The following is a 26283-nucleotide window of genomic DNA, read 5'->3' as shown; positions in this document are numbered from 1 at the left end:
GCGAATTCCCCCTTAAGCTTGTGGGCGGGTGCGCAGGGTCTGCGCGTCAATGCCAATGACCTCGCCGATTTCCTCGGCCGAAAGCGCGCCTTCGCGCAGGAGGTACGGGCGCTCACCGGAGAGATCAATGATGGTCGAGGGCTTGCCGACGGCCGTCTCTCCCCCATCCAAGTAAACCGTCACGGCTTTACCTAGCTGCTGCTTGGCCATAAGCGCCGTGGTCGGCGGCTGGTGGCCAGAAATATTGGCGGAGGAGACAGCCATGGGGCCGACTTCGCGCAGCAACTCGATGGCAATGGGATGCAACGGCATGCGCAACATCACGGTGCCGCGGGTATCGCCGAGGTTCCACGGCAGGGACGGCGCTTGCGGGACGACGATGGACAGGCCACCGGGCCAGAAGGCCTCCACCAAGTCACGCGCGGTATCGGTATAGGAAGCAACGAGACCGCGAACGGTATCCCAGGACCCCACCAAAACCGGCACCGGCATATCCGGGCCGCGCTGCTTGGTGGCCAAGAGGTTGGCTACGGCATCATTATCAAAGGCATCGCAGCCGAGGCCATAGAGCGTATCGGTGGGCATGACCACAAGGCGACCGGATTGCGCGGCCTTGACCGCAATGTTCATGCCCTCTTCGCGCTCGGCATCATCGGCGCAGTTAAAAATCTTTCCTTGCATATTCTTTTCCCCTTCTTGCCCTCAATGGTGTCTTAGTCTACTCCGCGCACCGCAGTGACAAACCGGGGCGTTCCCGTCAGATCCTGCAGCGGGGCGATCTGTGCAAAGCCGCCGTGTCGGGCCAACGCGGCTTGTACGGCCTCGCTCGTGGAATCGTCGTGTTCGATGGCTAGCTTGCCGCCCGGGCGCACAAGGCGCGCAATGGTCGGGATAAGGCCGGTAATGACCCCCATCCCATCCGCTCCGGCAAAAACCGCGTTATGCGGGTCGTGGTAGACCTCCGGTTCAAGATCCGGGGTCTCCGGCACGTAGGGCGGGTTGGTCACGAGGAGATCCACGGTCCCATTCCATTCCGCCAAAGTATCGTCGGCCGTGGCATCAGCCTGGATGACCTCTACCCCGGTGTTACGGGTATTGGCGTGGGTGTAGGCCAGGGCGGCGTCGGCAAGCTCCACTGCCTTCACCTGTGCGTCAGGCAGATAGTGGTGCAGGTAGAGCGCTAAAGCGCCCGTGCCGGTGCACAAATCAACCAGCCGCGGGCCATCTGCGTTGCGCACCGCCCAGTCCGCCATAACCTCGGTCTCCGGCCGCGGGATAAACACGCCCGGGCCCACCTTGAGCTCCAGCGGGCCGAACCAGGCGCTGCCTAGTACGTACTGCAAAGGCTCGCGGGCCTCCCTTCGGCGCAGCAGCGCATCATAGGCCACGTCGAAGCCGGGCATAGGAGCCTGATCGAGCGGGATATCCATGTGGCCGCAGTGGATGAGGTGCGCGGCCATGATGCGTGCATCCCACTCAGGGCTGGCCACCCCGGCAGCACGAAGGCGCTGCACCCCGCGGCGCAGCGCCTGTCCATACGTGTTTTCCACGCTGGTTTAGCCCTCGGCCTCGAGGCGCTCGGCGCGCTCTTGGTCCTGCAGGGCCTTAATAAGGTCATTCATGTCACCGTTCAGCACGGAGTCCAAGTTATTGGCCTTATAACCAATGCGGTGATCCGTGATGCGGTTTTCCGGCCAGTTATAGGTGCGGATGCGCTCGGAACGGTCCATGGTGCGCACCTGGGAGGCGCGCTGCTCGCCGGCCTCAGCCTCGCGGGCTTCGCGCTCCATTTGATCCAGACGGGCCTGCAGAACCTGCAGCGCACGCGCCTTATTTTGAATCTGGGAACGCTCCTTCTGGCAGGTCACGATAAGCCCGGTGGGCAGGTGGGTAATACGCACCGCGGAGTCGGTGGTGTTCACGCCCTGACCACCCTTACCGGAAGAACGGTAGACGTCGACGCGAATATCCTTGTCATCGATATTGACGGACTCGACCTCTTCCGGCTCCGGGTAGACCAGCACGCCGGCGGCAGAGGTCTGAATGCGACCCTGAGACTCGGTAACCGGAACACGTTGCACGCGGTGCACGCCGCCCTCAAACTTGAATACGGACCATGCGCCATCGCGCGACGGGGACTTGGAGCGGAAGGAAATGGTCATATCCTTCACACCGCCCAAATCGGACTCATTGAGGCCCAAGACCTCCCAGTTAAAGCCCGTCTTATCCGCATAGCGCTCGTACATGCGGGCCAGATCGCCGGCAAAGAGGGCTGCCTCTTCGCCGCCCGCGCCGGCCTTGATTTCCATAATGATGTCCTCGGAATCCTGCTCATCGCGGGGCGCGAGCAGGTCAGCGAGCTTTTCTTCCAAGCTCTCCACGGACTTTTCTAGCCGGTCCGCTTCCTCCTGGAAGTCATGGTCCTCATAGGCCATCTCCTTGGCATCAGCGAGATCCTCGCGCGCCTGGGTCAGCTCATCATTGACCATGATGATGGGGCGCAGCTCCGCGTAGCGCTTGGAGAGCTTGCGGAATTGCTTCTGGTCGCCGGCTACTTCCGGATCGGCCATCTGCATCTCAATGCCCTGGTACTCGGACACGATGTCATCAACGAGTGAAACCTGATTAGACATAATCTTCTTCATCCTTATCCGCAGCCATCGGGGCCGAGGAGGCCACCTGCATCAAGAACTCGCCATTGGAGCGGGTCTTCTTCAGCTGCTTAATGAGCAGGTCAATGGCCTGGTGGGAATCCAGGGCGGAGAGGATGCGACGCAGCTTGGTCATGATGCGTGCCTCCTCTGGAACGAGCAGCAGCTCGTCCTTACGGGTGCCGGACGGGTTGACATCCACGGCCGGAAAGACGCGGCGCTCAGAGATGCCACGATCCAGCTTCAGCTCGGCGTTGCCCGTGCCCTTGAATTCCTCGAAGATGACGGTATCGCCGGTAGAGCCGGTCTCCACCATGGCGGTGGCGATAATCGTCAGCGAACCGCCCTCTTCGATATTGCGGGCGGCACCCAGGAAGCGCTTTGGCGGGTAGAGCGCATTGGAATCCACACCGCCAGAGAGAATGCGGCCAGAAGCCGGGGAGGAATTGTTATAAGCGCGGCCCAAGCGGGTAATGGAATCCAGCAGGACCACGACGTCCTTGCCCTGCTCCACCAGGCGCTTGGCGCGCTCGATAGCCAGCTCCGCCACGGAGGTGTGCTCTGATGGCGGGCGGTCAAAGGTGGAGGCAATTACCTCACCGTTGACGGAGCGCTGCATGTCCGTAACTTCCTCAGGACGCTCGTCTACGAGGACGACCATGAGGTAGCACTCCGGGTTATTGGTAGAAATCGCGTTGGCGATATTCTGCAGAATCGTCGTCTTACCGGCCTTTGGCGGGGAGACGATAAGCGCGCGCTGGCCCTTACCAATCGGCATGATGAGGTCAATGACGCGGGTGGTGAGGATCTTCGGATCCGTTTCCAAACGCAAGCGCTTATTCGGGTACAGCGGGGTGAGCTTATTAAAGTGCGGGCGCTGCTTTGCGCCTTCCGGATCGATGCCGTTGACGGTATCGACCTGTACCAGCTGGTTGTACTTGCGGCGGTTGCGGCCATTGCCGTGCGTATGCGTCGGGCCGGAGACCTTGACCTGGCCGGTGATGGCGTCACCAGAGCGCAAGCCCAGGCGGCGGACGATGCCGTTGTTCACAAAGACGTCGGAAGCCGCGGCACGGTAGCCCGTGGTGCGCAGGAAGGCGACATTATTGTCTACGACGTCCAAGATGCCGCCGACGGCCTGCAGCTCATCGCCCTCGCGGACCTGCAAATCGTTGCCGCCGTTATTGTCATTGTTATTTCCGCGGCCGCGGCGGTTGCGGCGGTTGCGGCGCCCACGGCGGTTGCCGCGCTCGTGGTTATTGTTGTCCTCATGGCGGTTGCCGCGCTGCTTATTATCGCCGCGGTCATTCTTCTCGCCCTGACTATCGGAGCCGTCCTGGGAGTTTTTGTCGCGGTTGTCCTTAGTGCCGCCCTGCTCCTCGTTGCGGTTGCGCTCCTCGCGCTCTTGGCGTTCCTGGCGCTCCTGACGCTCTTGGCGGCGGGCGCGGTTGCGGCGAGCGCGGCGGGCCTGGGAGCGCGACTCATAGCGCTGCTCCTCGCCAGAGCTCTGCTGGCGGTTATCCTGCTTCTCGCCGGATTCTTCCTGCTTTTCTGCCTTGTGCGGCGCTTTATCCTGCGCCTTAGTGCGCGGCTTATCTGCTTTCTCAGGCTTCTCTGCCTTTTCTACCTGAGCGGCCTTTTCCACCTTGGCCTTGGCCTTAGGCGGAACCTGTCCGGTCTTGATGGCGGTGATGAGATCCCCCTTGCGCAGGGCAGAGACACCACGTAGGCCGCGCTCTGCGGCCATTTTGCGCAATTCCGGCAGCTTCAGGGATGCAAGATCCTGTGCCGCGGTGTTGTCCGTTTCGCTCACGGATATCCTTTCGTTGCTTGACCAGGTCCGATTATGCGGGAGCCGCCGCAGCCTATGCTCGCGGCGTTGCACTGGAAGCCAATGTGTATTTTTCTAGGACTTCTCGCCCTCGTGCCAAGGCGCATGCGCGTCCTGCCGGGCAATAAGTATGAGGCCTCTTCCGTGTCCTTGTGGAGACTTCGCGCAGCGAGTGCACGAACCGGAAGAAATCAAGAAACGACTGCGGGCAAAAATACTTCTCTGGGCCCGAATGCATAGGAAAGGGGAGCTAAAACTTTCCGGTTTCCTACCAGTCGCGAACAAGTATAACGCATAGGGAGCAACGCCCGCACCATGACACCGCTACAGTAGAGGCATGCTTTCCACGATGATGGATATCCCCCTCTCCCTGACCCGCATTTTGGAATACGGTGCCTCGGTACACGGGGACACCACGGTTACCACCTGGCACGGTGAGGGCACCGGCTCGGAGTTCGATCCGGCCGAGGAAGTTACCTTCCGCGATATCGCTGCCCGCGCCGCCGCGTTCGCCCACGCCATTCACGATGAATTGGGTATCACCAGCGATGAGCGCGTGGGCAGCTTTATGTGGAATTGCGCCGAGCACTTGGAGGTAATGTTCGGCACCGCCTGCAAGGGTGCGATTTTCGCCCCGCTGAATAAGCAGCTGATGAATGACCAGATTCGCCACATTATTAACCATGCGGAAATCTCCGCTATCGTGTGCGATCCCCGCCTGGCGCAGCAGCTGGGCAAGGTGCTCGTGGGCACCGACTCCGTGGGAAGCGTCATCATCACCGGCGCCCAACCAGCGCAGCAGTTTGCCCACCTTTTCCCCCGCGGGGTTGAGGTGTATTCCTATGAGGCTCTTATCGACGGCCGCTCTACCGTCTATGACTGGCCCGAACTAGATGAGCGCACGGCCGCGGCGCTGTGCTATTCCACGGGCACCACGGGCGCACCCAAGGGAGTGCTGTATTCGCACCGGTCCCTTTACTTGGAGGCCATGCAGCTGCGTTCCTCGGACTCGCTGTGCATTACCCACGGCGAGACCTTCCTGTGCTGCATTCCTATCTGCCACGTGCTCAGCTGGGGCGTTCCCTTCACCTGCTTCATGACGGGCACCCCGCTGGTGCTTCCCGACGCCGACGTGTCCGCCCCCACCCTTGCCAAAGCCATCGCCGCTACCTCTCCGCGCGTGGCACACGGCGTGCCCACCATCTGGATTCAGCTCTTTGTCCACTACATGCACCATCCACCAGAGCGCATGACGCTTACTGAGATCTACGCCGGCGGCTCCCCCGTCCCGCCGACGCTGATCAAGATGTGGGAGGAGCGCTACGGCGTCGATGTGGTCCACGTGTGGGGCATGGTGGAAACCTCCACCGTGGGCAGCGTTGCCCGCCCGCCCCAGGGTGCCTCTGGCGATACCCGCTGGGCCTACCGCGTATCCCAGGGCCGCATCCCCGCCTCACTGGAATACCGCGTGGTCAATGATGGGCAAGTCGTCGCCCGCACCGACCGCAACGCCGGCGAGCTGCAGGTGCGCGGTAACCTAGTCACCGGTTCCTACTACCACTCGCCCACCGCTGAGCCGGGCGAAATCGCCTCCGAATTCCGCGGCAAGCAAGTCGAGGCCGCGGAGGATAAGTTCACCGCCGATGGCTGGCTGCGCACTGGCGACGTCGGCTCTGTGACCAAGGATGGCTTCCTTACCGTGGAGGACCGCGCCCGCGATGTCATTCGCTCCGGCGGCGAATGGATCTATTCCGTGCAGCTAGAAAACCTCATCATGTCTGACGAGCTTGTCGTCGAGGCCGCCGTCATCGGCTACCCCGATAAGCAATGGGTCGAGCGCCCACTCGCCGTCACAGTATTGGCCGAGGGCGCTTCGCCCACCATCGAGACCGCAGAGCGCCTGCGCGCCAGCATGCGCAAGGAACTGCCGAGCTGGATGCTGCCGGAGTATTGGACCTTTGTGAAGTCCATCGATAAGACATCCGTGGGCAAGTTCGATAAGAAAGATTTGCGCGCCCACCTGGCAGAGGGCGAGTACAACATCATCCGGCTCAAGGGACCGGGTGAATCCCAGCGCCTCGATGTCACCGACACCGCCGATTAAAGCCGGGAAAACTAGGAATAAATTCGCGTCAGTCGCCGTTGCAGCTTGGTGTACCTCGTCCCCTCTCTTAGACTGGCACCAATGACCTCTTCCTCCCAGCAGCCCGTGGTTTCCTTGCCCCTGCCTACCGTAGGCCGAGCGAAACCGCCGGCGGATCTACCTGAACCGGCCGCTGATGGCACGCGCGCACTGCTGGATCGCTATGGACGCCAAGCCCGTGACCTGCGCGTCTCCCTCACGGATCGCTGCAACCTGCGTTGCACCTATTGCATGCCGGCCGAAGGTTTGGAGTGGATGCCCACAGAGCAAACCTTGAGCGATGAGGAAACCATCCGGCTGATCCGGATAGGCGTCGGCAAGCTGGGCATCCGCCAGGTGCGCTTTACCGGCGGCGAGCCCCTGCTACGCAAGTCGCTGGAAAAAATTATTGCCGCGACCAAGGAGCTGCGCACCGACCAGGGCCGCTCCCCGTCCACCGCGCTGACCACCAACGGGCTTGGCCTGGAAAAGCGCGCCGGCGCCCTCGCCGCGGCCGGGCTCGACCGCATCAATATCTCGCTCGACACCATCGACCGCGAGCGCTACGCCGCGCTCACCCGCCGCGACCGGCTCGACCACGTGTTGCAGGCCATCGCCGCCGCGGATGCCGCGGGCCTGCACCCCATCAAGATCAACGCCGTGGTCATGCCCGGGGTCAACGAAGAAGACATCGTTCCGCTGGCGGACTATGCCGTCCACCACGGCACCCAGCTCCGCTTCATCGAGCAGATGCCGCTGGGACCCCGCGAGCAGTGGCGCCGCGAGGACATGGTCACGGCCGAAGACATTCTCGCCCGCCTGCGCACCCACTTTTCCATGGAGCCGGCACGCGAACCACGCGGTTCCGCCCCCGCCGCCCTGTGGGAGGTCAGCGCTCCGGATGGCACGCACGGCACGCTGGGCATCATTGCCTCGGTCACCCACCCCTTCTGCGGCGATTGCGACCGCACCCGCCTTACTACCGATGGCGCCATTCGCAATTGCCTCTTTGGCAATTCCGAAACCCCACTGCGAGACCTGCTGCGCTCCGGCGCAAGCGATGCAGAGATCATGGAGGCTTGGGCCGGGGAGATGTGGACCAAAAAGCCCGGTCATGGCATTGATGACGAGGGCTTCCTCCAACCAGACCGTCCGATGTCCGCCATCGGCGGCTAACCTGAATCTTATGTCCACGCCCCGCAGCATCTCCGCGCATCTCGATGCCGTACTCGCGCTGGCTTCCACTCCACCGGCCGAGTCCGCGCCTGTCGACGCCTCCCTCATCGGCCGCGTCCTCGCCACCGACGCTACCGCGCGCTTCCCCGTGCCGCCGCATGCCAATTCGGCGATGGATGGCTTCCTCGTCCACGCCGCGGATCTTTCCTCCCCCGGCCCGTGGACGCTCCCCGTCGCCGGCGATGTACCAGCCGGCACCGCCCCCATCGACGTCCCCGCAGGACACGCCGTGCGCATCATGACCGGCGCACCAGTAGCTGATACCGCAGGAATGCTCGTCGTTCCCGTAGAAAACACCACCACCCCGGCCGGCCCGGTAGCATTTCCGGACGAGGTCACCATCACGGAGGCCCCCACCAAGTCGCATATCCGCCCCGCCGGCGAGGACATCCAGCCCGGCGCGCCAGTCGCCACCGCCGGCACGCTTATCGACGCCGCCGTCATTGCCGCGCTCACCTCCGCCGGCGTATATACCGTTACGGCCTACCGCCGCCCGCGCATCGCGGTCATCTCCTCCGGCGAAGAACTCGTCTCTTCCCCAGCGCAGCTCGCCCCCGGCCAACTACCGGATTCCAATGGCCCGATGCTCGCTGCCCTTGCAGGTGCAGACGCACACGTCCACGTGGGTGATGCCCCTGCGGACTTAGCCTCTGCGCTAGATGAGCTTTCCTCCTCCCACGACCTCATCATCACCTCCGGTGGCGTATCAGCCGGCGCCTTCGACGTCGTGCACACCGTGTTGGGAGGCACGAATTCCGCGTGGTTCGGGCACGTCGACCAGCGCCCGGGCGCCCCGCAGGGCTACTCCCTGTGGAATGACACCCCGGTGCTGTGCTTGCCCGGCAATCCCGTGGCAGCCTTCGTCGATTTCCAGCTCTATGCGCGGCCACTGATCGCCGCGCTCTCCGGACACCCCGCGCCACGCCAGCGGTTCAACCTGCGCGCCCGGGTGGATTCGCCCCTTCCCGCCTCCCGCGGCCGGCCGACCATTATTCCCGTCACCGTAGACTTTCAGGAAGCGCCCGCCATCACCTCGCACCTGCCCCACGGCAGCCACCGCGTGGTGTCGCTGGCCGGCACCAATGGCTTTTGCCTCGTCGACTCCGAGCCGCCGGCCATGGGCGAGGACATCACCGTTCATCTGTATTAAGGAGCAACCATGGAATTTACCCACCTGAACTCTGACGGCGCTGCCTACATGGTCGACGTCACCGAAAAGCAGCCCACCGTGCGCACCGCGACCGCTGAGGGCGAGGTCGCCTGTTCTCCGGAGGTCATGGCCACTTTGCGCGATGGCACCGTACCCAAGGGCGATGTCCTCGCGGTAGCCCGCATTGCCGGAATCTCGGCCGCCAAGAAGGTCCCCGAGCTGCTTCCACTGGCACATACCATCGGCGTACACGGCTGCGCGGTGGAGCTCACGCTTGCCGACGACCACGTGTCCATCTCCGCCACCGTCCGCACCGCCGACCGCACCGGCGTGGAAATGGAGGCGCTGACGGCCGTGAACGTATCCGCACTCGCCATCATCGACATGGTCAAGGGCGTGGACCGCTCCGCGTATATCCGCCGCTGCGGCATCGTGGCGAAATCCGGCGGCCGCTCCGGGGACTGGTCCCGCACCCTCCCGGAGTCCTAATGCTCGGCGCGGTCATCCTCGCCGGCGGCCACGGCAGACGCATGGGCGGCACCGATAAGGCCTCCCTTTTTGTCCACGGCACGCGTTTTATCGACCGCCTGCTCGCCCAGCTTCCCTACGGCACCCCGACCGTGGCCGTCTCCCCGCATCGCCTCGGCGTGCCCCAGGTGTGCGAGTCACCGCTCTACGGTGGTCCCGTCGCCGGCATCGCAGCCGGCGCCCAGGCGTTATCCCACTGCTCCGAGCTCGCCCTCTTCGCCGTGGATGCCCCCGATTCGCCGCAGCTGCTTCCCCGCCTGCGCTCGACCCTCGCTTCCTCCTCGGCCGATGCCGTCCTCACCCGCGCCGCCGACGGATACCTCCAGCCGCTGTGTTCCCTCTGGCGCGCTCCCGCGCTCCGCACACAGCTCGAATCCCTTCCCACGACTCGGAACGTCTCCGTCCGCCGCCTCATCCGTGGCGCCAACTTCATCGAGATTTCCGGCACCGGCGCCGAACGCGACTACGACACCCGTGCGGAGCTGCGCGAGGTTCCTGCGTTCCCTCCCCACACCGCCCTTCGCGCTCACCGGCAGCCGCTCGGCTAGTCCTCCACTTCCGCCGGTGACCGCCAAGGGAGAAGTCTCCACCTCCCCGCCCTTCGCGCTCACTGAGAGCCGCAGCCAACGCGAAATTACCGTCCCGGTGAGCGCGAGGGGTGGACGAATACAGAAACCCGCCCTTTGCGCTCACGGTGGGCATCAAATGTGACCACGAACGGTCGCTGGTGAGCGCGAAGGGCGGGAGGAACGGGAGGGGCCGTACCGCTGGAGGGCTACTCGGTAACGATGAACTTGCCGTGCTGGCCCTTCTCCGCGTTAGTCATGATGTGATTGACAAAGGAATAGGTACCGGTCTCGTTGAAGGTCATCTCGACGAATCCGCCTTGTGCCGGGAGGAGGTCCAGGGCTTGCGAGCCGGTCGAGTCCTCATTCTTGATGAGGTAGGCGCCTTCCTTGTAGGCGGTATCGAACTGTTCGCCCACAACGTGGAAGCTCAGCGGCTGGTCGGGGCCTAGGTTGGTCAACCACAGGCGGACGGTATCGCCTACCTTGGCCTTGATGGGCTCTGCGTCATACTGGCCAGGGTAGTAATTGAAGGCCATCAGGTCGAAGCGGCCGTCGGCAACGCGCTGGGCGTCGGCTCCGGTAGATTCCTCGCCCAGGAAGACATCGGTAGCCATGAAGTTGTACTCCGCGTCAACGGGCTTGAGGTCCGGCGGATCGATGATGACGTTGCCGGCCATGCCGTTGGCGATGTGAAGGGACATGGGCATCGTGGAGCAGTGATACATCCAGATGCCGGAGCGGTTCGCGGTGAACTTGTAGGTCAATTCCTCGCCCGGCTGGATGGATTTCATGGTCTTATCTGGGTTGACCTCGCCGGCGTGGAAGTCGATGGAGTGGGCCATGGAGCCCTCGTTCTTGATGGTGATTTCGAACTTATCGCCCACCTTGCCACGCAGGGTGGGACCCGGGGCTTGGCCGTTGAAGAGCCAGCGCATCTGCTTGATGCCGGGGGCAACCTCCACGACTTCCTCAGTCATCGTCCAGGTCTCTTTGTGCGTCTTCGTCTCAGCGGCCGGCTGCAAGGTGGCGTCAAAGGCGGAAAAATCGTCGCGCTGTGCGCCGAGTTCGGCGGCGGTTGGCACGTCTACGTGCGGATTGCTAGCTGAGGACACCGCATGGTCATGTCCTGCAGCGGCGCCGTCTCCCACGTTGACTTGGAAGGTCATGCCCTGCATCTTGTGGCCGGCGATGGTGCAATAGCCTTCCTCGGAGGAGTCGATGACTCCGGCGTCGAGTTGGACGGTCTCGCCGGGGTCGACGCGGCCGGTTTCGGCGTCGCCTATCTTGAGGTCATGGACTTGGTCGCCGGAATTGGTGAAGTTAACCACCAGGTGGGTGCCGGGGTCGATATCGATGGACGAGGGGGTAAAGGCCATGCCGTCTACGCCCACGTCAATGGTCTGCGTTTCGCCAGACGATACCGGTGCCGCGGACTCCGTGCCCTTACCGGTGGAATTAACCACCGCGAGCGCGATGACCGCCGCTAGTGCGATGCCGATGAGCAGCCACGAGGCCCAGGAGGAATCCTTCGGCGCGGGTTTGTCCGCAGGTTGTGAGGAAGAAACGCTCAGCATTTAGTTCTCCAGTCTTTTCTGTAGGTAGATGGCTCGGCCAACGGCGAAGACGTTGGCGGCAAGGCCTATCCCCATCATGATAAGCCCGGCCGCGGTAGCGCCCAGCAATGTCAGCAATCCGCCTAAGTTGATGAGCAACAGGCGGGCGTAGCCGGTGCGCTCCGCGGTATTAGGGCGCGCGCCGGTCAAGATGGGAAGCAGGTGGTGCAGGACGCCGGTGACCAACTGCAAGAGGCCGGCTCCGAGGAAGGCGGGCAGCAAAACTAGCGTGATGGTGCGCGGGTAGGCGCCCACCGCTGCGGAAATGGCATCGCCAGCGCACAGCGCCAGCATCCATAGCAATCCCGCGATGACGGCCACGGTGGCGGTGGTCAGCCGCGGTGAGCGCCCCATGACGGTGGCAAGCACCGGCTGGATGATGAGCACCGCCGCCAGGACCACGAGCAGTTGGGCCACGCCTGCGGCGCGGGTAAGGCCCACCGCGTACAGCGCCATCGCCAAGGACAAGCCAACGCAGTGCACGATGAGCGCGCGACTACACCGCGCGCGAGCGGTGGGCGAAATCGCGGTGGCCGATAGCGTGGGGAGCAATGTGACCACCGTGCCGATGACGGTAAGCCACGCGAAGCCCCAAATCATGCCGCGCGAGTGGGCGCCGACGAGGAGAGAATACTCGCCTACCCCATTTCCGCTGAGGATGACCAGCACCACGGAGGCAATCATGAACACGGCCGCCGCGATATAAAAGGGCACGGTCACGGCAAAAGAACCAGACAATGAGCCGCGCAGGCGCCGCGCGATGAACCACAGGTGCCAGGTGAGGGCGGCGATGATGAGGGCAGAGGCGGCGTCGGCAAGCGGGCCCCAGTCATACCCCGCCCTATCAATGAGCAGCAAGATAAGCCCGAGCTGCACGAGGCCCACGCGACTGCCGACGCCCCGATAGTCCCCGCCCGCAGTCCGGGTCAAGGCCTCGGTGAAATGGGTGGAAAAGACGATGATTGCCGTGGTCAGCGCACCAATGGTGAAGGGATGGATGATATCCCACCACACCACCGGAGCGCCCAAGGAGCCAGCGATGAGTAGGCCGAGGCCGATAAGGATCCACAAGCCGATAATGGCGGCGCTCAGGGTATGCCAGCGGCCGCGCGCGGCCAGGGACACGTCATGAATGCGCACGGCGCGACTCCTTTCCGGTCAGGACGATGCCGCAGGCGAGAAAAACTAACACTGCGATTATCGTAACCACCCCGCCGGTGCGGAGGGCAGTGGTGTGCTCGGCGCAATCGGCAAGGATGCGCAGCGCGAGGCCGCCATGTAAGAGCGCCACCGGCACATACAGCACTGGGTGGTACGGCAATCGGCGGCGGATAACGGAGGTGAAGATGATCGGTGCGTGGGCAAAGATCATGGACATGACAAAGCCCAAGAAGATGGCGTGCACTGAGGCATCATAGGCAAAGCCCGTGGACTGCCCGTGCAGCAGCCAGAGGTAACCGCCGAGGGCGAGCCAGGCGTAGCCGGCCAGCATGCATGCCGCCGAGTAGCGCGGCAGGCTGTGAGAACGCACCAAATTCTTGGCCACGTCTACCCGCGCGGTGGCCGCAGCGATGGCGATGAGCACCAAGCCCATGGCGCGATAGCCCACCGCAGGGGCAAGCACGTAGATGACACTGGCCGCCGCCAGCCCCAGAACCAGAAGGGTGAGGTGGTTTTCGGCGCGGGTTCCGGCCATGGTGACGCGCGCTAGTTCCATGCGCTCGCCGATGATGGTGGCCACGGCGTAGAGGACGCACAACGGCATCGCCGCGGCGAACCCCGGGCCCATGGCCCACAGGGCAGCTGCTGCTACTCCCCCGATAACTCCGGCTGCCTGCACCAGGATCGCGAGGCTCGCCTGGCGGCGATAGATGGTGGCGTAAATGAAGCCAAGGACAAGGAAGCTGGCGGCAAAACCCACTGCGGGAACCGCCCGCGGCAGGCCGGCGAGAATACCCAACACGCCGGCAACGTGGCACACGGGCCCGGCCCATGCCCAGGAGGTGCGCACGGCAACGGTGCGCTCAAGGCCGATGGCTCCGCCCACGAAGCCGAAGACCATGAGCGGTCCATGATCGGCGGCGAAGGACGCGCCAGGGGTGGCGGTCAACCCCAATAGGGTGGCGCCCGCAGCCAGGCCTACCAGCAGAGACAGGCCTGCGAAGGCGAGGCAGATGAGGCGATGCGCCACGCTATTATTTTGCACGGGTTTTATCGTACTAATATTGGTTGCAGAGCGAAACTCGCACCCCTTTAGAAAGGACCACTCGCTATGCAACTGCCCATCTCCGATGCCAATAAGCCACACTCCATCCCAACCCTGAATGCCTCCGAAATTCCGCACGCCGTTCGCCACGGCGCCATCCATGGCGCACTGGGCACCTTGAATGTGGGCGAGTCCATGATCCTCATCGCCCCGCATAATCCGGTTCCCCTGCTCAAGGAGGTCGAGGCTCGCGAGGAGAGCTTCGAGCTGGACTACCTCAAGGAAGAAGAAAACGACTTCCACATCAAGTTCACCCGCGTGAGCTAAACCCTCGCGGGGCGGAGGGCTATCCTAGGTAGGTCACACTCTCCGCTGTAGAAGGAGCCCTCCGCAGATGAAGAAGCGCGCCGCCGCACTCCTCGCCGCCCTCGCATTCGCCCTTACATCCTGCGCTCCCCCAACGTCAACGACCTCCGCCCAGGACGCGGATGCTGCCACGCTCAATGTCTTGGCTGCATCCTCCACCCGCGTCATCAATGACGAGCTCACTTCGCGCGCCGGCCAGCTCGCACCACCGGTAAATCTGAACTTTGAAAATGGCGGCTCCTCCGACCTGGTGAGCAAGCTGCGCGAGGGCGCCCCGGCCGATCTACTCCTCACGGCGTCGAAAAAGACCATGGATAAGGCGGTGCAGGATGGCACGGTTGCCACGCCCGAGGTGCTTGCCACCAATGTCATGGTCATGGTCGTGCCCAAGGGCAACCCGGCGGGAATCCATTCCGTGGAGGATCTGCCCCACTCCGACCACTTTGTGCTGTGCGATCCCCAAGTTCCCTGTGGCGATATCTCCTCCCGCATCATCGACGATAAGAGCCTGGACATCCACCCTTCCTCCCAGGAGCGCCAGGTAGCCGACGTTTTAGGAAAGGTTGCCTCGGGTGAGGCCGATGCTGGGTGGGTCTATTCCACCGACGCCGCCGCGGCCGCCGATGATGTCGACGTGATTGACATTCCTGGAGCAGAGAAATTCACTAACCAGATCCTTGGCGCCGTCGCCAAGGAGACTTCCCACCCGGATCAGGCTCGCGCGGTGCTCGATATCCTGAGCGGCGACTTTGCGTCCACCTGGCGCGAGCGCGGCTTCACCCCGACGGAGTAAGCAATGTCCGCCCCACAGCCTATTCGCCCCAAAGCCCCGCTTCTTATCGGCCTTATTGGCCTCATTGCGGTAGCGACCATCATCGTCCCCGTTGCTGCCCTTGGCCTGCGCGTGCCCTGGGCGCGCATTAGCGACTATCTCGCGCGCGACGAGATCCGGGACATGCTGCTCATCTCAGTGGCAGCCGCCTTCCAATCCATGATCCTTGCGCTCGTGCTGGGCTTGGGGCTGGCCCTGTGGGTGCAGCAGCTCGGCCGCGGCAGCGCCGTAGTGCGTCTCTTGGTCTACCTGCCCTTGGCCATGCCACCGGTAGTGGGCGGCTTGGCCCTTACCGCAGCCTTCGGCCGCAAAGGGTACTTGGCCCCGCTTCTCGACGCCCTAGGCATCCACTTCGCCTTCGCCTTCCCCGGGGTCGTTATGGCGCAGACCTTTGTGGCGCTGCCCTTTGTGGTGGTCGCGGTCGATTCGGCATTGCGCCAGCTGGATCAGGAAATCCTCGCCTCTGCGCGCGGCGTGGGCTTGGGCCGGTGGGAGGTCCTGGGCAAAATCACCCTGCCGTCCATGGCCCCGGCCTTGGCTACGGGCGCGGGGTTGGCCTTCGCGCGCTCGCTGGGTGAATTTGGCACGACCCTGACCTTTGCCGGCTCGCAGCCTGGGGTCACCCGCACCATGCCGCTAGGCATCTATTTAGAGCGCGAGGTCGATGCGGATGGCGCGTACGTGCTCTCCGCGCTGCTAATCGGGTTGGCCTTGGCCTGCCTGGCGCTTGCGGGCTTGCCTGCCCTGCGGCGGCGGAGCTACCAGCCGCAGGCCAGGAGGTTGCATGGGATGGACGTCGATAAGCTCCGCGCCCTTACCCGTCCCACCGATGCGCCGGCGCTGTCTGTGACCGTCGATGGGGTGCGCACGGATTTTTCCCCGCGCGCCATAACGGCCGTGGTGGGCCCGAATGGTTCCGGCAAAACAACCTTGATGGGGCGCGTTGCCGGGCGCCTGAGCGGCGGTGAGATCTCCCCGGAGGGCGCCGACGTCGTCTTGCTCACCCAGCGGCCGGGATTGCCGCCGCGCTCGACGGCCCTGCAGGCGGTCGCCATGGTCACCCGCAATAAGGTACGTGCGCAGGAACTCCTGGCGGCGGCGGGATTGCACGAGCTTGCTGACGTCCCCGTTCCCGCCCTGTCCGGCGGCCAGGCCGCCCACGTGGCGCTGGTGCGCGCGCTGGCTGCACGGCCGGCGGTGTTGATTGTGGACGAACCCCTGGCCGCAGTCGATGTAAAATCCGCCGAGAGGTGGCGCCGCTTCTTGCACGCGGCCCGCGCAGACCGCACCACACTGCTTGTTACCCATGATGCGCTCGATATTGCGCACCTGGCGCAGGACATGTTGGTCATGGAATCCGGCCAGGTCCGGGCCCACGGCGCAACCGCGCGTCTGCTCGAGGCACCACCGACAGGATTCGTTGCGGCGCTAGCGGGTCTTAACCGCCTCGAGGGAACCGTAACCGGGATCGGCGCGTCCGCGGTAGAAGTCGCGTGCGGCGATATTACGGTTCTGGCGGCCACGGAGCATGCGTCTCTTGCGCCCGGCCAGAAGGTGGCGGTGACCTTTGACCCGCATGCGACCACTATTGGCACCCCGCAGGAGGCCTGCAATCAGTGGGCAGTGCGTGTCTTAGCAGTCGAGGCCACCAGCCTCGCAGGGGCACAGCTGCGCGTTGAACTAGGCGGCCAAGAGGCTACCGTACCGGTAGACCGCGAGTTCGCTTTAGACGTTGGGGTGGGTAACGTCGTATCCTTAACAGTGTCTAAAGTAAACGTTTTTGTCCACCCCAACTAAGATTTCTGTTTTCGCAGACCCCAAGGCGGATTCCCACCATGCCTGATTCACTTCCTCGGTCCACCACCGAACTTTTTCCGGAGGCCCTCAACCTCTCGCCCAAGCAGCGCGAGGTGCTCACCGCTGTGCAACGCCACCCCGAAGGCGCCAAGGCCGGCACCGTGGCCGAAGAACTAGGCATGCACGTCAACACCGCTCGCGGACACATCGATGAGCTGGTCAACGCTGGGGCCGTCAACGTTGTGTCCGCGCCGAGTAAGGGCCGCGGGCGCCCCTCCCTCATCTTCCAAGCCCGCATTCCGGATAACAAAGCGGTGGCAGAGGAATACATCACCTTGGTGGAGGTGCTGACCACGATGCTGGCGAAAGAGAAAGAACTTGATGACGCCGCCTCGGCCAAGGCCCTCGAGATCGGGCGCCGCTGGGCGCGCGCCGCGGGCGCGGATAGCTCCGATGGTGCGCTCGATACGCTTTTTGCCACCCTGCGCGATATGGGCTTTGACCCCGCCACCAAGCCGGACTCGACCGATATCGAGCTCCATGCTTGCCCGTTTGTCTCTTCGGGTCTTGAGCCTTCGCCGTTCCTGTGCGCGGTACACGCTGGCTTCCTGCAAGAAACCAGCGATGACGACACCTCGATCACCTTGGTGCCGCGCCAGCACCCCAACGTGTGCCGGCTAAAGATTAAGCCTGCGTAAGCTCCACGCTGACGGGGCCGGCCACGGTGAGGTCGATGACGCGGAGGTTCTGCTCGCGGGCGTCGGCAAGAATGCCCTCCTCAATATCCTCGGTGTGCAGCACCATGACGGTAGGGCCAGCGCCGGATAGGTAGGCCGCATAGCCGCGGTTGCGCAGGCGGTTGACCCACTCCGCGGTCACGGGAAGCACATCCGCGCGGTACGGCTGGTGCAAGCGATCGCGGGTTCCCTCCCACAGGAGATCCGGGTAGTTCTGCAATGCCGCCACCTGGACCGCGGTGCGCGAGACGTTGAACGCCGCATCCGAATGCGTCACGTGCGAGGGCAGGACGCGGCGCACCGCCTGGGTGGAAGCGTGGAAATCAGGCACGAGCGCGGTGGCGCGGATATCTTCGTGCACCTTGATGGACGCGGCGCGGTAGTCCGGCAAAGAATGGCCGTCGACGGGGACATTGGTCCACGACACCACGGCGTCACCCAACACGGAGGCGGCCGCATTATCGGGGTGGCCCTCAAAGGCGGAAGAAAGCTGCACCACTTGCTCTTGGGTCAGCGGGCTTCCCGCCAGCGCATTGCCTGCGGCCACGCCCGCCACTGCGGCGGAGGCGGAAGAGCCCAGGCCGCGCGACTGCGGGATATTATTGTGCGAGACCACGCGCAGGCCGGACACCGTGGCGTCGGCCGCCGAGAGTGCGGAGCGAATCGCCTTGACCACCAAGTGGGAGCCATCGCGCGGCAGGTCTTCTGCGCCCTCGCCGAAGATTTCCACCGTCAGGCCCGAGGTGGTGACCTCTACCTCGACGGTGTCATACAGGCTCAACGCCATGCCCAAGGTGTCATAACCCGGGCCAAGGTTCGCCGTGGAGGCAGGAACGGTCACGATGGCTTTAGTGCCGACTTCAACTTCGATGCTCATAGCTATCCAGTCTATGGGGCCGGGCTAGCTGCCGAGGCGGATTACGGAATGAACGGCCTTGACCTCTTCAAGCTCGCCCAAGGCAGCCACAATGGTGTCCAAGGTGGCCTCCTTCGCGGCGTGGGTGACCACGATGAGGCGGGCGGTGTCCGCACCGTCTTCCTGGCGCACGGTGCGCAGGGAAACGTCATTATCGGCGAAGACGGCGGAGATGGCGGCCAGCACACCGGTGCGGTCTTGGACTTCCATATCGATGTGGTAGCGGGTTTCTACCTCACCGAAGTCTGCGATAGGCAGGTTGGCATAGGTATTCTCGCCCGGTGCGCGGCCGCCGTGGACGATATTGCGGGCTGCCCCGACGACGTCGCCAAGCACGGCAGACGCCGTAGGATTGCCGCCCGCACCATTGCCGTAGAACATCAGGGAACCTGCGGCCTCGGCCTCGACGAAGATGGCATTATAGGACTCGCTCACGGAAGCCAACGGGTGCTCCTTGGGCACCAACGTGGGGTGCACGCGGGCGTTGACCGCCTCGGAGCCGTCCTCGCGCTGAAGGCGCTCGCAAATGGCCAGCAGCTTGATGGAATAGCCGGCATCATTGGCCGCGGCGATATCCGCGGCGGTGACCTTGGTAATGCCCTCGCAGTGGACGTCCTCAAACTTCACGCGAGTGTGGAAGCCCAAAGACGCCATGATGGCGGCCTTGGAGGCGGCGTCATGGCCCTCAACATCCGCGGTGGGATCGGCCTCGGCATAGCCCAGGCGGGTAGCCTCCGCCAGCGCTTCATCATAGGAAGCGCCCGTGGACTCCATCGCGTCCAAGATGAAGTTGGTGGTGCCATTGACAATGCCGGAGATGCGCTCTATCTGATCGCCGGCCAGAGAACGACGCAGCATGCCTACCACCGGAATCGCGGCGGCTACGGCAGCCTCAAAGTAGAGATCTACACCGGCGCGGTCGGCGGCGTCCGCCAGCTCGTCTGCGTGCGCAGCAACCAGGGCCTTATTGGCGGTCACCACGGACTTTCCGGAATTGAGTGCGGCGAGCACCAGCTCGCGTGGGAAGTCGATACCGCCGATAACCTCAACCACGAGGTCGATATCGTCGCGGGCGACGAGCGCCTTGGCGTCATCGGTCAACAGATCCTGGGGCACGCCCGGGCGCAGCTTATTTTTGTTGTGGATGGCGATGCCGCGAATCTCGGCTGGGCCACCGATGCGGTGAGCAAAGGCATGAGCATTCTCCCCTAGCAGGCGAAAGACCTCAGCACCAACGGTGCCAAAGCCCAGCAGCGCGATACCGACGGTCTCGCCCTCGCCCTTGCCGGAATGCTCGTGTACCTGAAGCTCGCTAGTCGATGCAGCCATAATCCGTCTCCATTGTGCGGTTGGGGTAAAGGTGTCGTGCCCGCTGATTGCGGATACAGGACACTATACAGAACAAGCTGTCTACTTTCGCAGCAAATGGGTCAACAGATAGAAAAGTCCCCGTCACAGGCCCTGAATAAAATTAGGCGCTGTGACGGGGACCGAGTGCGTGGGCTAGTCCACTTCGAGGGAAAGAAGATCCTCGATGGTCTCGCGGCGCAGCATCGGCTTGGTCTGGCCTACGCGCGTGGCGACGACCGCCGGGCGCACCGCACCGTTGTAGCGCGAGGACATCATGTACTGGTAGCCACCGGTAGCAGCAAAGGCGATCAAGTCTCCCGGCTGGATATCATTGGGCAGCTCGCCGTCTTCAAGGAGAATATCGCCGGACTCGCAATGGAAGCCCACCACGCGGGAGGGCACCTCTTCCCCATCGCTAAAGCGGTTGACCACGCGCACGTCATAGGCCGAACCGTAAAGTGCCGGGCGGATATTGTCTGACATTCCACCGTCGACGGAGATATAGCGGCGCAGCGGCAGATCCGACTTGCCAGTTTCTACATCCTTGACGGTACCCACGCGGTAGACGGTCACCGCCGAGCCGGCAACCAACGAGCGACCGGGCTCAACCAAGAGGAAGGGCGCCTCAATGCCCAACTCCTCTGCGGTGTGCTTGACTGCGCCGAGCATATCGCCGGCCACGCGCTCGATATCCAGCGCTTCCTCATAGGGCATATAGGGAATACCAAAGCCACCGCCCAAATCGAGCTCTTCCAGAGTCACCCCCAGCTCGGTATAAATCTGGCGGTACAGGCCCATGACGCGCTCGGCGGCAAGTTTGAAGCCTTCCGCATTAAAGACCTGGGATCCCACGTGGCAATGCAGGCCGCTTAGGTGCAGGTTGTCCGCCTCCAAGCAACGCTTGGCCGCAGCAAAGGCCGCGCCCGTGGCGAGCGAAATGCCGAACTTTTGGTCCTCATGCGCCGTGGCGATGAATTCGTGCGTATGCGCATCAACACCCGGCTTGACGCGGATCATCACCGGCTGGACCTTGCCGGCCTCGCCCGCAATGCGATTGAGCTCTTCCAGCTCGAGCTCGTTGTCAATGACCACGTGGCCCACGCCGGCGTCTACACACAAACGCAGGTATTCATCGTCCTTATTGTTGCCGTGCGTGGTGATGCGCTCGGCCGGAAAGTCCGCGGCCAAGGCAATCTTGAGCTCATTGAGCGAGGCAGCATCCAAGCACAGGCCTTCCTCATTCACCCAGTTCACGATCTTCTTTGAGATAAATGCCTTGGAGGCATAGTGCACGTGCTCTGGGCCTCCGAAGGCGCGGGCCATATCCTGGCAGCGGGACCGGAAGTCATCTTCATCGAAGACATAGAGCGGGGTCTGGAATTCCTCCGCTAAATCCGGCAGCGGAACACCAGCAATGGTTACTACGCCGTCTTCCTCGCGCTTTGCATTGCGCGGCCAGACGTGGGCCGGCAGCTCATTGAAATCCGCCACTTACATCTTCTCCGGGGTGCTCACACCCACCATGGTCAAGGCATTAGCCAAGACCACGCGGGAGGCTTGTGCCAGCGCGAGGCGGGCACCATGGATAGGAGCTTCATCCTCGCCAGCCTTGGGCAGGACCTGGCAGGAGTCATAGAAACGGTGGAAGACCGCAGCGAGGTCCTCGGCATAGCGGGCGATGCGATGCGGCTCACGCAGCTGCGCGGCCTCTTCCACCACGGCCGGGAACTCACCCAGGGTGCGGATGAGGTCGCCCTCCCGATCATGGGTGAGCAAGGAGAGATCCGCGCCTTCCGAATCGACGCCCAGCTCGGCTGCCTTTCGGCCGATGGAGCACAGGCGGGCGTGGCCGTACTGCACGTAGTAGACGGGGTTATCGGAAGACTGGGATTCCCACAGGCCCAAATCAATATCGATGCTCTGGTCCACAGAGGAACGCACCAGGGAATAACGGGAGGCGTCCACACCGATGGCGGCCACGAGATCTTCCATGGTGATGACCGTGCCCGCACGCTTGGACATGCGCACTGGCTTGCCATCGCGCAGGAGGTTAACCAGCTGGCCAATGAGCACCTCGACGGCGTCGGCGTTGTAGCCCAGGGCGGCTGCGGCGGCCTTCAAGCGTGGTACATAGCCGTGGTGGTCAGCGCCCAGCATGTAGATATTCAAATCGTGTCCGCGGTCGAACTTATCGGCCACGTAGGCAATGTCACCTGCAATATAAGCTGCATTGCCATCGGACTTAACCACCACGCGATCCTTGGAATCGCCGTAATCGGTGGACTTGAGCCACCACGCATTCTCGGCCTCGTACATATGGCCTTCGGCCTTGAGCTTTTCCAGCGCGGCATCGACCGCACCGGATTCGAAGAGGGAGTTCTCGTGGAAGTAGACATCAAAGTCCACGCCAAACTCGTGCAGAGACTGCTTGATCTGCGCAAACATCATCTCCACGCCGTCTGCGCGGAAAGCTTCCTGGACCTCTTCGTCGCTGCCCTCTAGCGCGGATGGGTTCTTCTCCACAACAGCCTGGGCGATGTCCTGGATATAGGCTCCACCGTAGCCATCCTCCGGAGTAGGCTCGCCCTTCGCGGCAGCCACCAGGGAACGGGAGAAACGGTCAATCTGGCCGCCATGGTCATTGAAGTAATACTCGCGGGTGACCTCCGCGCCAGAGGCCTCCAGTACGCGGCCCAGGGAGTCACCCACGGCCGCCCAACGGGTGCCACCGAGGTGAATCGGGCCAGTCGGATTAGCGGAGACAAACTCCAGGTTAACCTTCTTACCCGCAAAGGAATCATTAGAACCGTACTCCTTGCCGGCGCGAAGGATCTGCGCGACGATCTCTCCCTGGGCGTCGGCAGCAAGGCGAATATTAATGAAACCAGGGCCAGCGATATCGGCCTCTGCAACGGCATCATTGTCCGCCAAGGCCTCTGCCAACCAGCCGCCCAGCTCGCGCGGGTTTGCACCGGCCTTCTTAGCCACCTGCAATGCCACGTTGGTGGCGTAATCGCCGTGCTCAGGATTGCGTGGGCGCTCTACGGTTACCGTTTCCGGCAAAACGGAGGAATCAAGCTCATGGCTTTCCATGACCTTAACGGCAGTTTCTTTAATCAATGTGGCCAAATCAGCTGGTGTCATGTCGCACGATTCTAGTGGACTGAAAAGTCAAGTGTGAAAAGGGCCGCGCCAGAAAACTCCCTTTTGCAGCGCAAACGGTTGATAGCCACTTTCTGCAACATTAATATTGCGAAATAATCGCTGGTCAACGAGGGGACGCATTACGCACGTACTGCTTAAAAGGAGTAGGGTTGTGCCTACCCCCCATGTCAAGAATCAACGAGGAGCACCGTATGCGCATTGCGCTATTTTCCACTTGCATTGGTGACGCCCTTTTCCCGGACGTACAAAAGGCAACGGCACTCGTTCTCTCCCGCTTGGGCCACGAGGTGGTCTTCCCGGAGGAACAGACCTGCTGCGGCCAGATGCACATCAATACCGGCTACCAGAAGGAAACTCTGGGCATGATCCGCTCCTATGCGGACGCCTTTGCCGATCCCTCCATTGATTATGTCGTCGCGGCCTCCGGCTCCTGCGTCGGCGCCGTTCGCGAGCAGCACGAGCGCATCGCTGACCGATTTGGCAACTCCGCCGATGTCGACGGCGCGCGCAAGACCACTCAGAAGACCTTGGATCTCCCGGAATTCCTAGTGGATGTCGCCGGTGTGACCAACGTCGGCGCATTCTTCCCGCACCGCGTGACGTACCACCCTTCCTGCCACGGCCTGCGCTTTTTGAAGCTGGGAGACCGCCCACTGCAGCTTCTCCAGGAAGTAGAAGGAATTGACCTAGTTACGCTTCCCAATAAGGAAGAATGCTGCGGCTTCGGCGGCACCTTCGCCATCAAGAACGCAGAGGTATCCCGCGCGATGGTCACCGATAAGACTCGCCACATCAAGGAGACCGAAGCAGAATTCGTCACCGGCGGTGACTCTTCCTGCCTGATGAACATCGGTGGCTCCCTGAGCCGCCAGCGTTCCGGCGTCCGCGCCGTTCACATGGCTGAGATCTTGGCTTCCACCAAGGAGCACCCATGGACTCCGACCTCCGCCGCTTACTCCAAGGAGACGATGCTCTAATGACCTCTTTCCTCGATACCACCCCACCGCGCGCGCCGGAAGGCTACGGCAACCTGCGCGGCAGCAAGGCCTTTGTTCCCCTGGCACATGTTGGCCTGAATAACGCCACCCAGCGCCACAACCTGCAGCACGCCACCACCTCTATTCGCGAGAAGCGCTCCAACGCTGTGGAGGAGCTGGATGATTGGCAGGAGCTGCGCGCTGCAGGTTCCGCCATCAAGGAAGACGTTGCCGCCCGCATGCCAGAGCTGCTCGAGCAGTTCGAGGAGGCAGTCAAGGCTCGCGGCGGCGTCGTCCACTGGGCACGCGACGCCAAGGAAGCTAACCAGATCATTGAGGGTCTGATTCGCGCCACTGGCGAGACCGACGTGGTCAAGGTTAAGTCCATGGCCACCCAGGAGATCGGCATGAACGAGCACCTGGAGGCAGCGGGCATCAACGCACGCGAGACCGACCTCGCAGAGCTCATCGTGCAGCTAGGTGAAGATAAGCCGTCCCACATTCTGGTTCCGGCTATCCACCGCAACCGCGCGGAGATTCGCGATATCTTCCTCAACAAGATGCCGAATACCGATGACACCCTGCAGGCTGAGCCGGCAGAGTTGGCCGAGGCATCCCGCCAGTTCCTGCGCGAGCAGTTCATGCAGGCCAAGGTGGCCATCTCCGGCGCCAACTTCGGCGTAGCAGAAACCGGCACCATCAACATCGTGGAGTCCGAGGGCAATGGCCGTATGTGCCTGACCCTGCCGGAGACCCTCATTACCGTGATGGGCATCGAAAAGCTGGTTCCTACCTTCCAGGACTTGGAGGTCTTCCTTCAGCTGCTGCCGCGTTCTTCCACCGCGGAGCGTATGAACCCATACACCTCCATGTGGTCCGGCGTTACTGAGGGCGATGGCCCGCAGAACTTCCACTTGGTGCTGCTGGATAACGGCCGTACTGCGGCCCTGTCCTCCCCGATTGGCCACCAGGCCCTCAAGTGCATCCGTTGCTCGGCTTGCCTGAATGTTTGCCCGGTCTACGAGCGCGCCGGCGGCCACGCCTACGGCTCTGTCTACCCTGGCCCGATCGGTATTTCCCTGACGCCGCAGCTGACCGGTATGAAGGACCACAACGATCCTTCCGCCAGCCTGCCTTATGCGTGCTCGCTGTGCGGCCGTTGCGACGAGGTGTGCCCGGTGAAGATTCCGCTTTCCGACGTCATTTTGGAAAACCGTCACCAGAAGGTCACCCACGCCACCCCACCAATCGAGCCGAAGCTCTTCAAGACCATTCAGCTGCTGTGGAGCAACCCGAAGCTGTGGAACAAGGCAACCCACATGGTCGCCCTGGGCCGCATCTTGGGTGGCACCAACAAGACCATCGAATCCCTGCCACTGTTTATGTCCGGTTGGTCCGAGGGCCGCGACACCGCGGTTCCGCCAAAGAAGTCCTTCCGCCAGTGGTTCGAGTCCGAAGAAGGCAAGGAACTTCTTGCCGAGGCCCGTGAGGAGTCCAAAAAGTGAACGCAAAGCAGGAAATCCTAAGCCGCATCCGCTCCGCCCAGAAGCAGGCTGGTCTCCCCGACCACGTTGATGCCCCGCGCGATTACCACCACGAGGGCACCCTGAACGCGGACGAGCTGCGCGATATGCTCATTGACCGACTCGAGGATTACAAGGCCGAGGTGCACGTCACCGAGGAAGGCGAGCTCAAGCAGACCATCGCCACGATCCTCAAGGACCGCGAGTGCAACGACATTCGTTACGCCGAAGGCATGGACGCCACCCTCTTCGAGGGCTTCGACGCCAAGCCGGACGATAAGTCCGTCGATCCGCGTACCCTGAACGAGACCGACGCTGTGGTCACTTATTCCCACGTCACCTCCGCGCAGACCGGCACCATCGTGCTCGAGTCTGACGAGCGTTGCGGTCGCCGCGCACTGACCCTGGTTCCGGACCGCCACCTGTGCATCGTCCACCAAAATGAGATCGTCTACGGCATCCCCGAGGTCATCTCCCGCATGAACCCGGAGAAGCCAGCGACCTGGATCTCTGGCCCATCCGCTACCTCCGATATCGAGCTCACTCGTGTCGAGGGCGTACACGGCCCGCGTGACCTCATCGTTGTCATCGTCAAGTAGTTCTGTGTAGCCCCTCTCCTGCCTCGGCCGGTGAGGGCACCCACCTACTGTGAATATGATGCTAAAAGCATCAAAAAAGCATAGGCTAGGTCTACCAATTACTTTTATTCTGGAG

Annotated in this window: 23 protein-coding genes; 12 read left to right on the top strand and 11 right to left on the bottom strand. The window is 62.8% G+C overall.

Annotated elements, in window-relative coordinates; genetic code table 11:
* Positions 1 to 12 precede the first annotated feature (12 nt).
* From QP884_RS01920 to rho, 4 genes are read right to left on the bottom strand one after another with little or no spacing between them, the layout of a single operon-like run.
* The gene (locus QP884_RS01920) at positions 13 to 681 is read right to left on the bottom strand and encodes an L-threonylcarbamoyladenylate synthase (protein ID WP_284820431.1); all 669 of its coding nucleotides are present in this window, start codon (positions 679 to 681) and stop codon (positions 13 to 15) included.
* Between the two features lie 32 nt (positions 682 to 713).
* Positions 714 to 1550, bottom strand: coding sequence for a peptide chain release factor N(5)-glutamine methyltransferase (gene prmC, locus QP884_RS01915; RefSeq protein ID WP_284820430.1), 837 nt, complete (start codon positions 1548 to 1550; stop codon positions 714 to 716).
* Positions 1551 to 1556: 6 nt separating this feature from the next.
* On the bottom strand, positions 1557 to 2633 hold the full coding sequence (gene prfA, locus QP884_RS01910) for a peptide chain release factor 1 (RefSeq protein WP_040425038.1): 1077 nt from the start codon (positions 2631 to 2633) through the stop codon (positions 1557 to 1559).
* Positions 2626 to 4464 (bottom strand): transcription termination factor Rho, encoded by a 1839-nt coding sequence (rho, locus tag QP884_RS01905; protein ID WP_284820429.1) that lies wholly within the window; start codon positions 4462 to 4464, stop codon positions 2626 to 2628. The genes prfA and rho overlap by 8 nt, the downstream gene beginning before the upstream one ends.
* Before the next feature lie 355 nt (positions 4465 to 4819).
* Here rho and QP884_RS01900 point away from each other — a divergent pair, with 355 nt between their 5' ends.
* The 5 genes from QP884_RS01900 (at position 4820) to mobA (ending at position 10066) form a co-directional block, all read left to right on the top strand.
* Entirely contained in the window at positions 4820 to 6586 is a 1767-nt protein-coding gene (locus QP884_RS01900; RefSeq protein ID WP_284820428.1) for a long-chain fatty-acid--CoA ligase, read from the top strand.
* A gap of 81 nt (positions 6587 to 6667) precedes the next feature.
* Complete coding sequence (gene moaA / locus QP884_RS01895; RefSeq protein ID WP_284820427.1) at positions 6668 to 7780, top strand: GTP 3',8-cyclase MoaA; 1113 nt, start codon at positions 6668 to 6670, stop codon at positions 7778 to 7780.
* A 10-nt stretch (positions 7781 to 7790) separates the two neighbouring features.
* On the top strand, positions 7791 to 8990 hold the full coding sequence (locus QP884_RS01890) for a molybdopterin molybdotransferase MoeA (RefSeq protein WP_284820426.1): 1200 nt from the start codon (positions 7791 to 7793) through the stop codon (positions 8988 to 8990).
* A gap of 9 nt (positions 8991 to 8999) precedes the next feature.
* On the top strand, positions 9000 to 9479 hold the full coding sequence (gene moaC / locus QP884_RS01885) for a cyclic pyranopterin monophosphate synthase MoaC (protein WP_284820425.1): 480 nt from the start codon (positions 9000 to 9002) through the stop codon (positions 9477 to 9479).
* Positions 9479 to 10066, top strand: coding sequence for a molybdenum cofactor guanylyltransferase (gene mobA / locus QP884_RS01880; RefSeq protein WP_284820424.1), 588 nt, complete (start codon positions 9479 to 9481; stop codon positions 10064 to 10066). Before moaC ends, mobA begins: the two co-directional genes overlap by 1 nt.
* A 227-nt stretch (positions 10067 to 10293) precedes the next feature.
* Here mobA and QP884_RS01875 read toward each other — a convergent pair whose 3' ends face one another.
* The 3 genes from QP884_RS01875 to QP884_RS01865 are packed head-to-tail and all read right to left on the bottom strand — an operon-like array spanning position 10294 to position 13906.
* The gene (locus QP884_RS01875) at positions 10294 to 11661 is read right to left on the bottom strand and encodes a multicopper oxidase domain-containing protein (RefSeq protein WP_284820423.1); all 1368 of its coding nucleotides are present in this window, start codon (positions 11659 to 11661) and stop codon (positions 10294 to 10296) included.
* The gene (locus tag QP884_RS01870) at positions 11662 to 12840 is read right to left on the bottom strand and encodes a beta-carotene 15,15'-monooxygenase (RefSeq protein WP_284820422.1); all 1179 of its coding nucleotides are present in this window, start codon (positions 12838 to 12840) and stop codon (positions 11662 to 11664) included.
* Positions 12827 to 13906, bottom strand: a complete 1080-nt coding sequence (locus QP884_RS01865) for a hypothetical protein (RefSeq protein WP_284820421.1) — start codon at positions 13904 to 13906, stop codon at positions 12827 to 12829. Before QP884_RS01865 ends, QP884_RS01870 begins: the two co-directional genes overlap by 14 nt.
* 66 nt (positions 13907 to 13972) lie before the next feature.
* Between QP884_RS01865 and QP884_RS01860 the strand changes: the two genes are divergently transcribed.
* From QP884_RS01860 to QP884_RS01845, 4 genes are all read left to right on the top strand, one after another.
* Positions 13973 to 14233 carry a DUF2249 domain-containing protein gene (locus QP884_RS01860; protein ID WP_040425040.1) on the top strand — a complete coding sequence of 87 codons (261 nt, stop codon included), beginning with the start codon at positions 13973 to 13975 and terminating at the stop codon, positions 14231 to 14233.
* Between the two features lie 67 nt (positions 14234 to 14300).
* Positions 14301 to 15065: a molybdate ABC transporter substrate-binding protein gene (gene modA / locus QP884_RS01855; RefSeq protein WP_284820420.1), complete on the top strand. Its 765-nt coding sequence runs from the start codon at positions 14301 to 14303 to the stop codon at positions 15063 to 15065.
* 3 nt (positions 15066 to 15068) lie between these two features.
* Positions 15069 to 16901, top strand: a complete 1833-nt coding sequence (locus QP884_RS01850) for an ATP-binding cassette domain-containing protein (RefSeq protein WP_284820418.1) — start codon at positions 15069 to 15071, stop codon at positions 16899 to 16901.
* A 38-nt stretch (positions 16902 to 16939) separates the two neighbouring features.
* Complete coding sequence (locus QP884_RS01845; protein ID WP_284820416.1) at positions 16940 to 17599, top strand: helix-turn-helix transcriptional regulator; 660 nt, start codon at positions 16940 to 16942, stop codon at positions 17597 to 17599.
* Here the strand turns inward: QP884_RS01845 and thrB are convergent.
* The 4 genes from thrB to argS all read right to left on the bottom strand — a co-directional run bounded on the left by thrB (position 17586) and on the right by argS (position 23048).
* A complete protein-coding gene (gene thrB / locus QP884_RS01840) occupies positions 17586 to 18515 on the bottom strand; it encodes a homoserine kinase (protein ID WP_284820414.1) in 930 nt (309 codons plus the stop codon). The two genes, QP884_RS01845 and thrB, sit on opposite strands and share 14 nt — an antisense overlap.
* 24 nt (positions 18516 to 18539) lie before the next feature.
* Complete coding sequence (locus QP884_RS01835; RefSeq protein WP_284820413.1) at positions 18540 to 19883, bottom strand: homoserine dehydrogenase; 1344 nt, start codon at positions 19881 to 19883, stop codon at positions 18540 to 18542.
* 174 nt (positions 19884 to 20057) lie between these two features.
* Positions 20058 to 21395, bottom strand: a complete 1338-nt coding sequence (lysA, locus tag QP884_RS01830; protein ID WP_284820412.1) for a diaminopimelate decarboxylase — start codon at positions 21393 to 21395, stop codon at positions 20058 to 20060.
* Positions 21396 to 23048, bottom strand: coding sequence for an arginine--tRNA ligase (gene argS, locus QP884_RS01825; protein WP_284820411.1), 1653 nt, complete (start codon positions 23046 to 23048; stop codon positions 21396 to 21398).
* Between the two features lie 212 nt (positions 23049 to 23260).
* On the opposite strand from argS, the gene QP884_RS01820 reads away from it, so the two are divergent.
* Genes QP884_RS01820 through QP884_RS01810 form a run of 3 tightly spaced genes read left to right on the top strand, consistent with a single transcriptional unit; the run spans position 23261 to position 26168 of the window.
* Entirely contained in the window at positions 23261 to 24046 is a 786-nt protein-coding gene (locus QP884_RS01820) for a (Fe-S)-binding protein (RefSeq protein WP_284820564.1), read from the top strand.
* Positions 24046 to 25551 carry a lactate utilization protein B gene (locus QP884_RS01815; protein WP_239191528.1) on the top strand — a complete coding sequence of 502 codons (1506 nt, stop codon included), beginning with the start codon at positions 24046 to 24048 and terminating at the stop codon, positions 25549 to 25551. Before QP884_RS01820 ends, QP884_RS01815 begins: the two co-directional genes overlap by 1 nt.
* Positions 25548 to 26168, top strand: a complete 621-nt coding sequence (locus QP884_RS01810; protein WP_239228080.1) for a LutC/YkgG family protein — start codon at positions 25548 to 25550, stop codon at positions 26166 to 26168. Before QP884_RS01815 ends, QP884_RS01810 begins: the two co-directional genes overlap by 4 nt.
* Positions 26169 to 26283 lie beyond the last annotated feature (115 nt).

The sequence above is a fragment of the Corynebacterium tuberculostearicum genome, assembly GCF_030229345.1.
Classification (GTDB): Bacteria; Actinomycetota; Actinomycetes; order Mycobacteriales; family Mycobacteriaceae; genus Corynebacterium; species Corynebacterium tuberculostearicum_G.
This window is presented reverse-complemented; position numbering and strand designations above follow the sequence as displayed.

What these genes read in the sequence shown, in the direction of transcription:
- QP884_RS01900 (WP_284820428.1), top strand. Translation starts at nt 4,820, where the DNA reads ATGCTTTCCACGATGATGGATATCCCCCTCTCCCTGACCCGCATTTTG.
- moaA (WP_284820427.1), top strand. Translation starts at nt 6,668, where the DNA reads ATGACCTCTTCCTCCCAGCAGCCCGTGGTTTCCTTGCCCCTGCCTACC.
- QP884_RS01860 (WP_040425040.1), top strand. Translation starts at nt 13,973, where the DNA reads ATGCAACTGCCCATCTCCGATGCCAATAAGCCACACTCCATCCCAACC.
- QP884_RS01875 (WP_284820423.1), bottom strand. Translation starts at nt 11,661, where the DNA reads ATGCTGAGCGTTTCTTCCTCACAACCTGCGGACAAACCCGCGCCGAAG.
- QP884_RS01890 (WP_284820426.1), top strand. Translation starts at nt 7,791, where the DNA reads ATGTCCACGCCCCGCAGCATCTCCGCGCATCTCGATGCCGTACTCGCG.
- moaC (WP_284820425.1), top strand. Translation starts at nt 9,000, where the DNA reads ATGGAATTTACCCACCTGAACTCTGACGGCGCTGCCTACATGGTCGAC.
- QP884_RS01815 (WP_239191528.1), top strand. Translation starts at nt 24,046, where the DNA reads ATGACCTCTTTCCTCGATACCACCCCACCGCGCGCGCCGGAAGGCTAC.
- QP884_RS01920 (WP_284820431.1), bottom strand. Translation starts at nt 681, where the DNA reads ATGCAAGGAAAGATTTTTAACTGCGCCGATGATGCCGAGCGCGAAGAG.
- mobA (WP_284820424.1), top strand. Translation starts at nt 9,479, where the DNA reads ATGCTCGGCGCGGTCATCCTCGCCGGCGGCCACGGCAGACGCATGGGC.
- thrB (WP_284820414.1), bottom strand. Translation starts at nt 18,515, where the DNA reads ATGAGCATCGAAGTTGAAGTCGGCACTAAAGCCATCGTGACCGTTCCT.
- QP884_RS01845 (WP_284820416.1), top strand. Translation starts at nt 16,940, where the DNA reads ATGCCTGATTCACTTCCTCGGTCCACCACCGAACTTTTTCCGGAGGCC.
- prfA (WP_040425038.1), bottom strand. Translation starts at nt 2,633, where the DNA reads ATGTCTAATCAGGTTTCACTCGTTGATGACATCGTGTCCGAGTACCAG.
- QP884_RS01850 (WP_284820418.1), top strand. Translation starts at nt 15,069, where the DNA reads ATGTCCGCCCCACAGCCTATTCGCCCCAAAGCCCCGCTTCTTATCGGC.
- QP884_RS01835 (WP_284820413.1), bottom strand. Translation starts at nt 19,883, where the DNA reads ATGGCTGCATCGACTAGCGAGCTTCAGGTACACGAGCATTCCGGCAAG.
- argS (WP_284820411.1), bottom strand. Translation starts at nt 23,048, where the DNA reads ATGACACCAGCTGATTTGGCCACATTGATTAAAGAAACTGCCGTTAAG.
- QP884_RS01820 (WP_284820564.1), top strand. Translation starts at nt 23,261, where the DNA reads ATGCGCATTGCGCTATTTTCCACTTGCATTGGTGACGCCCTTTTCCCG.
- modA (WP_284820420.1), top strand. Translation starts at nt 14,301, where the DNA reads ATGAAGAAGCGCGCCGCCGCACTCCTCGCCGCCCTCGCATTCGCCCTT.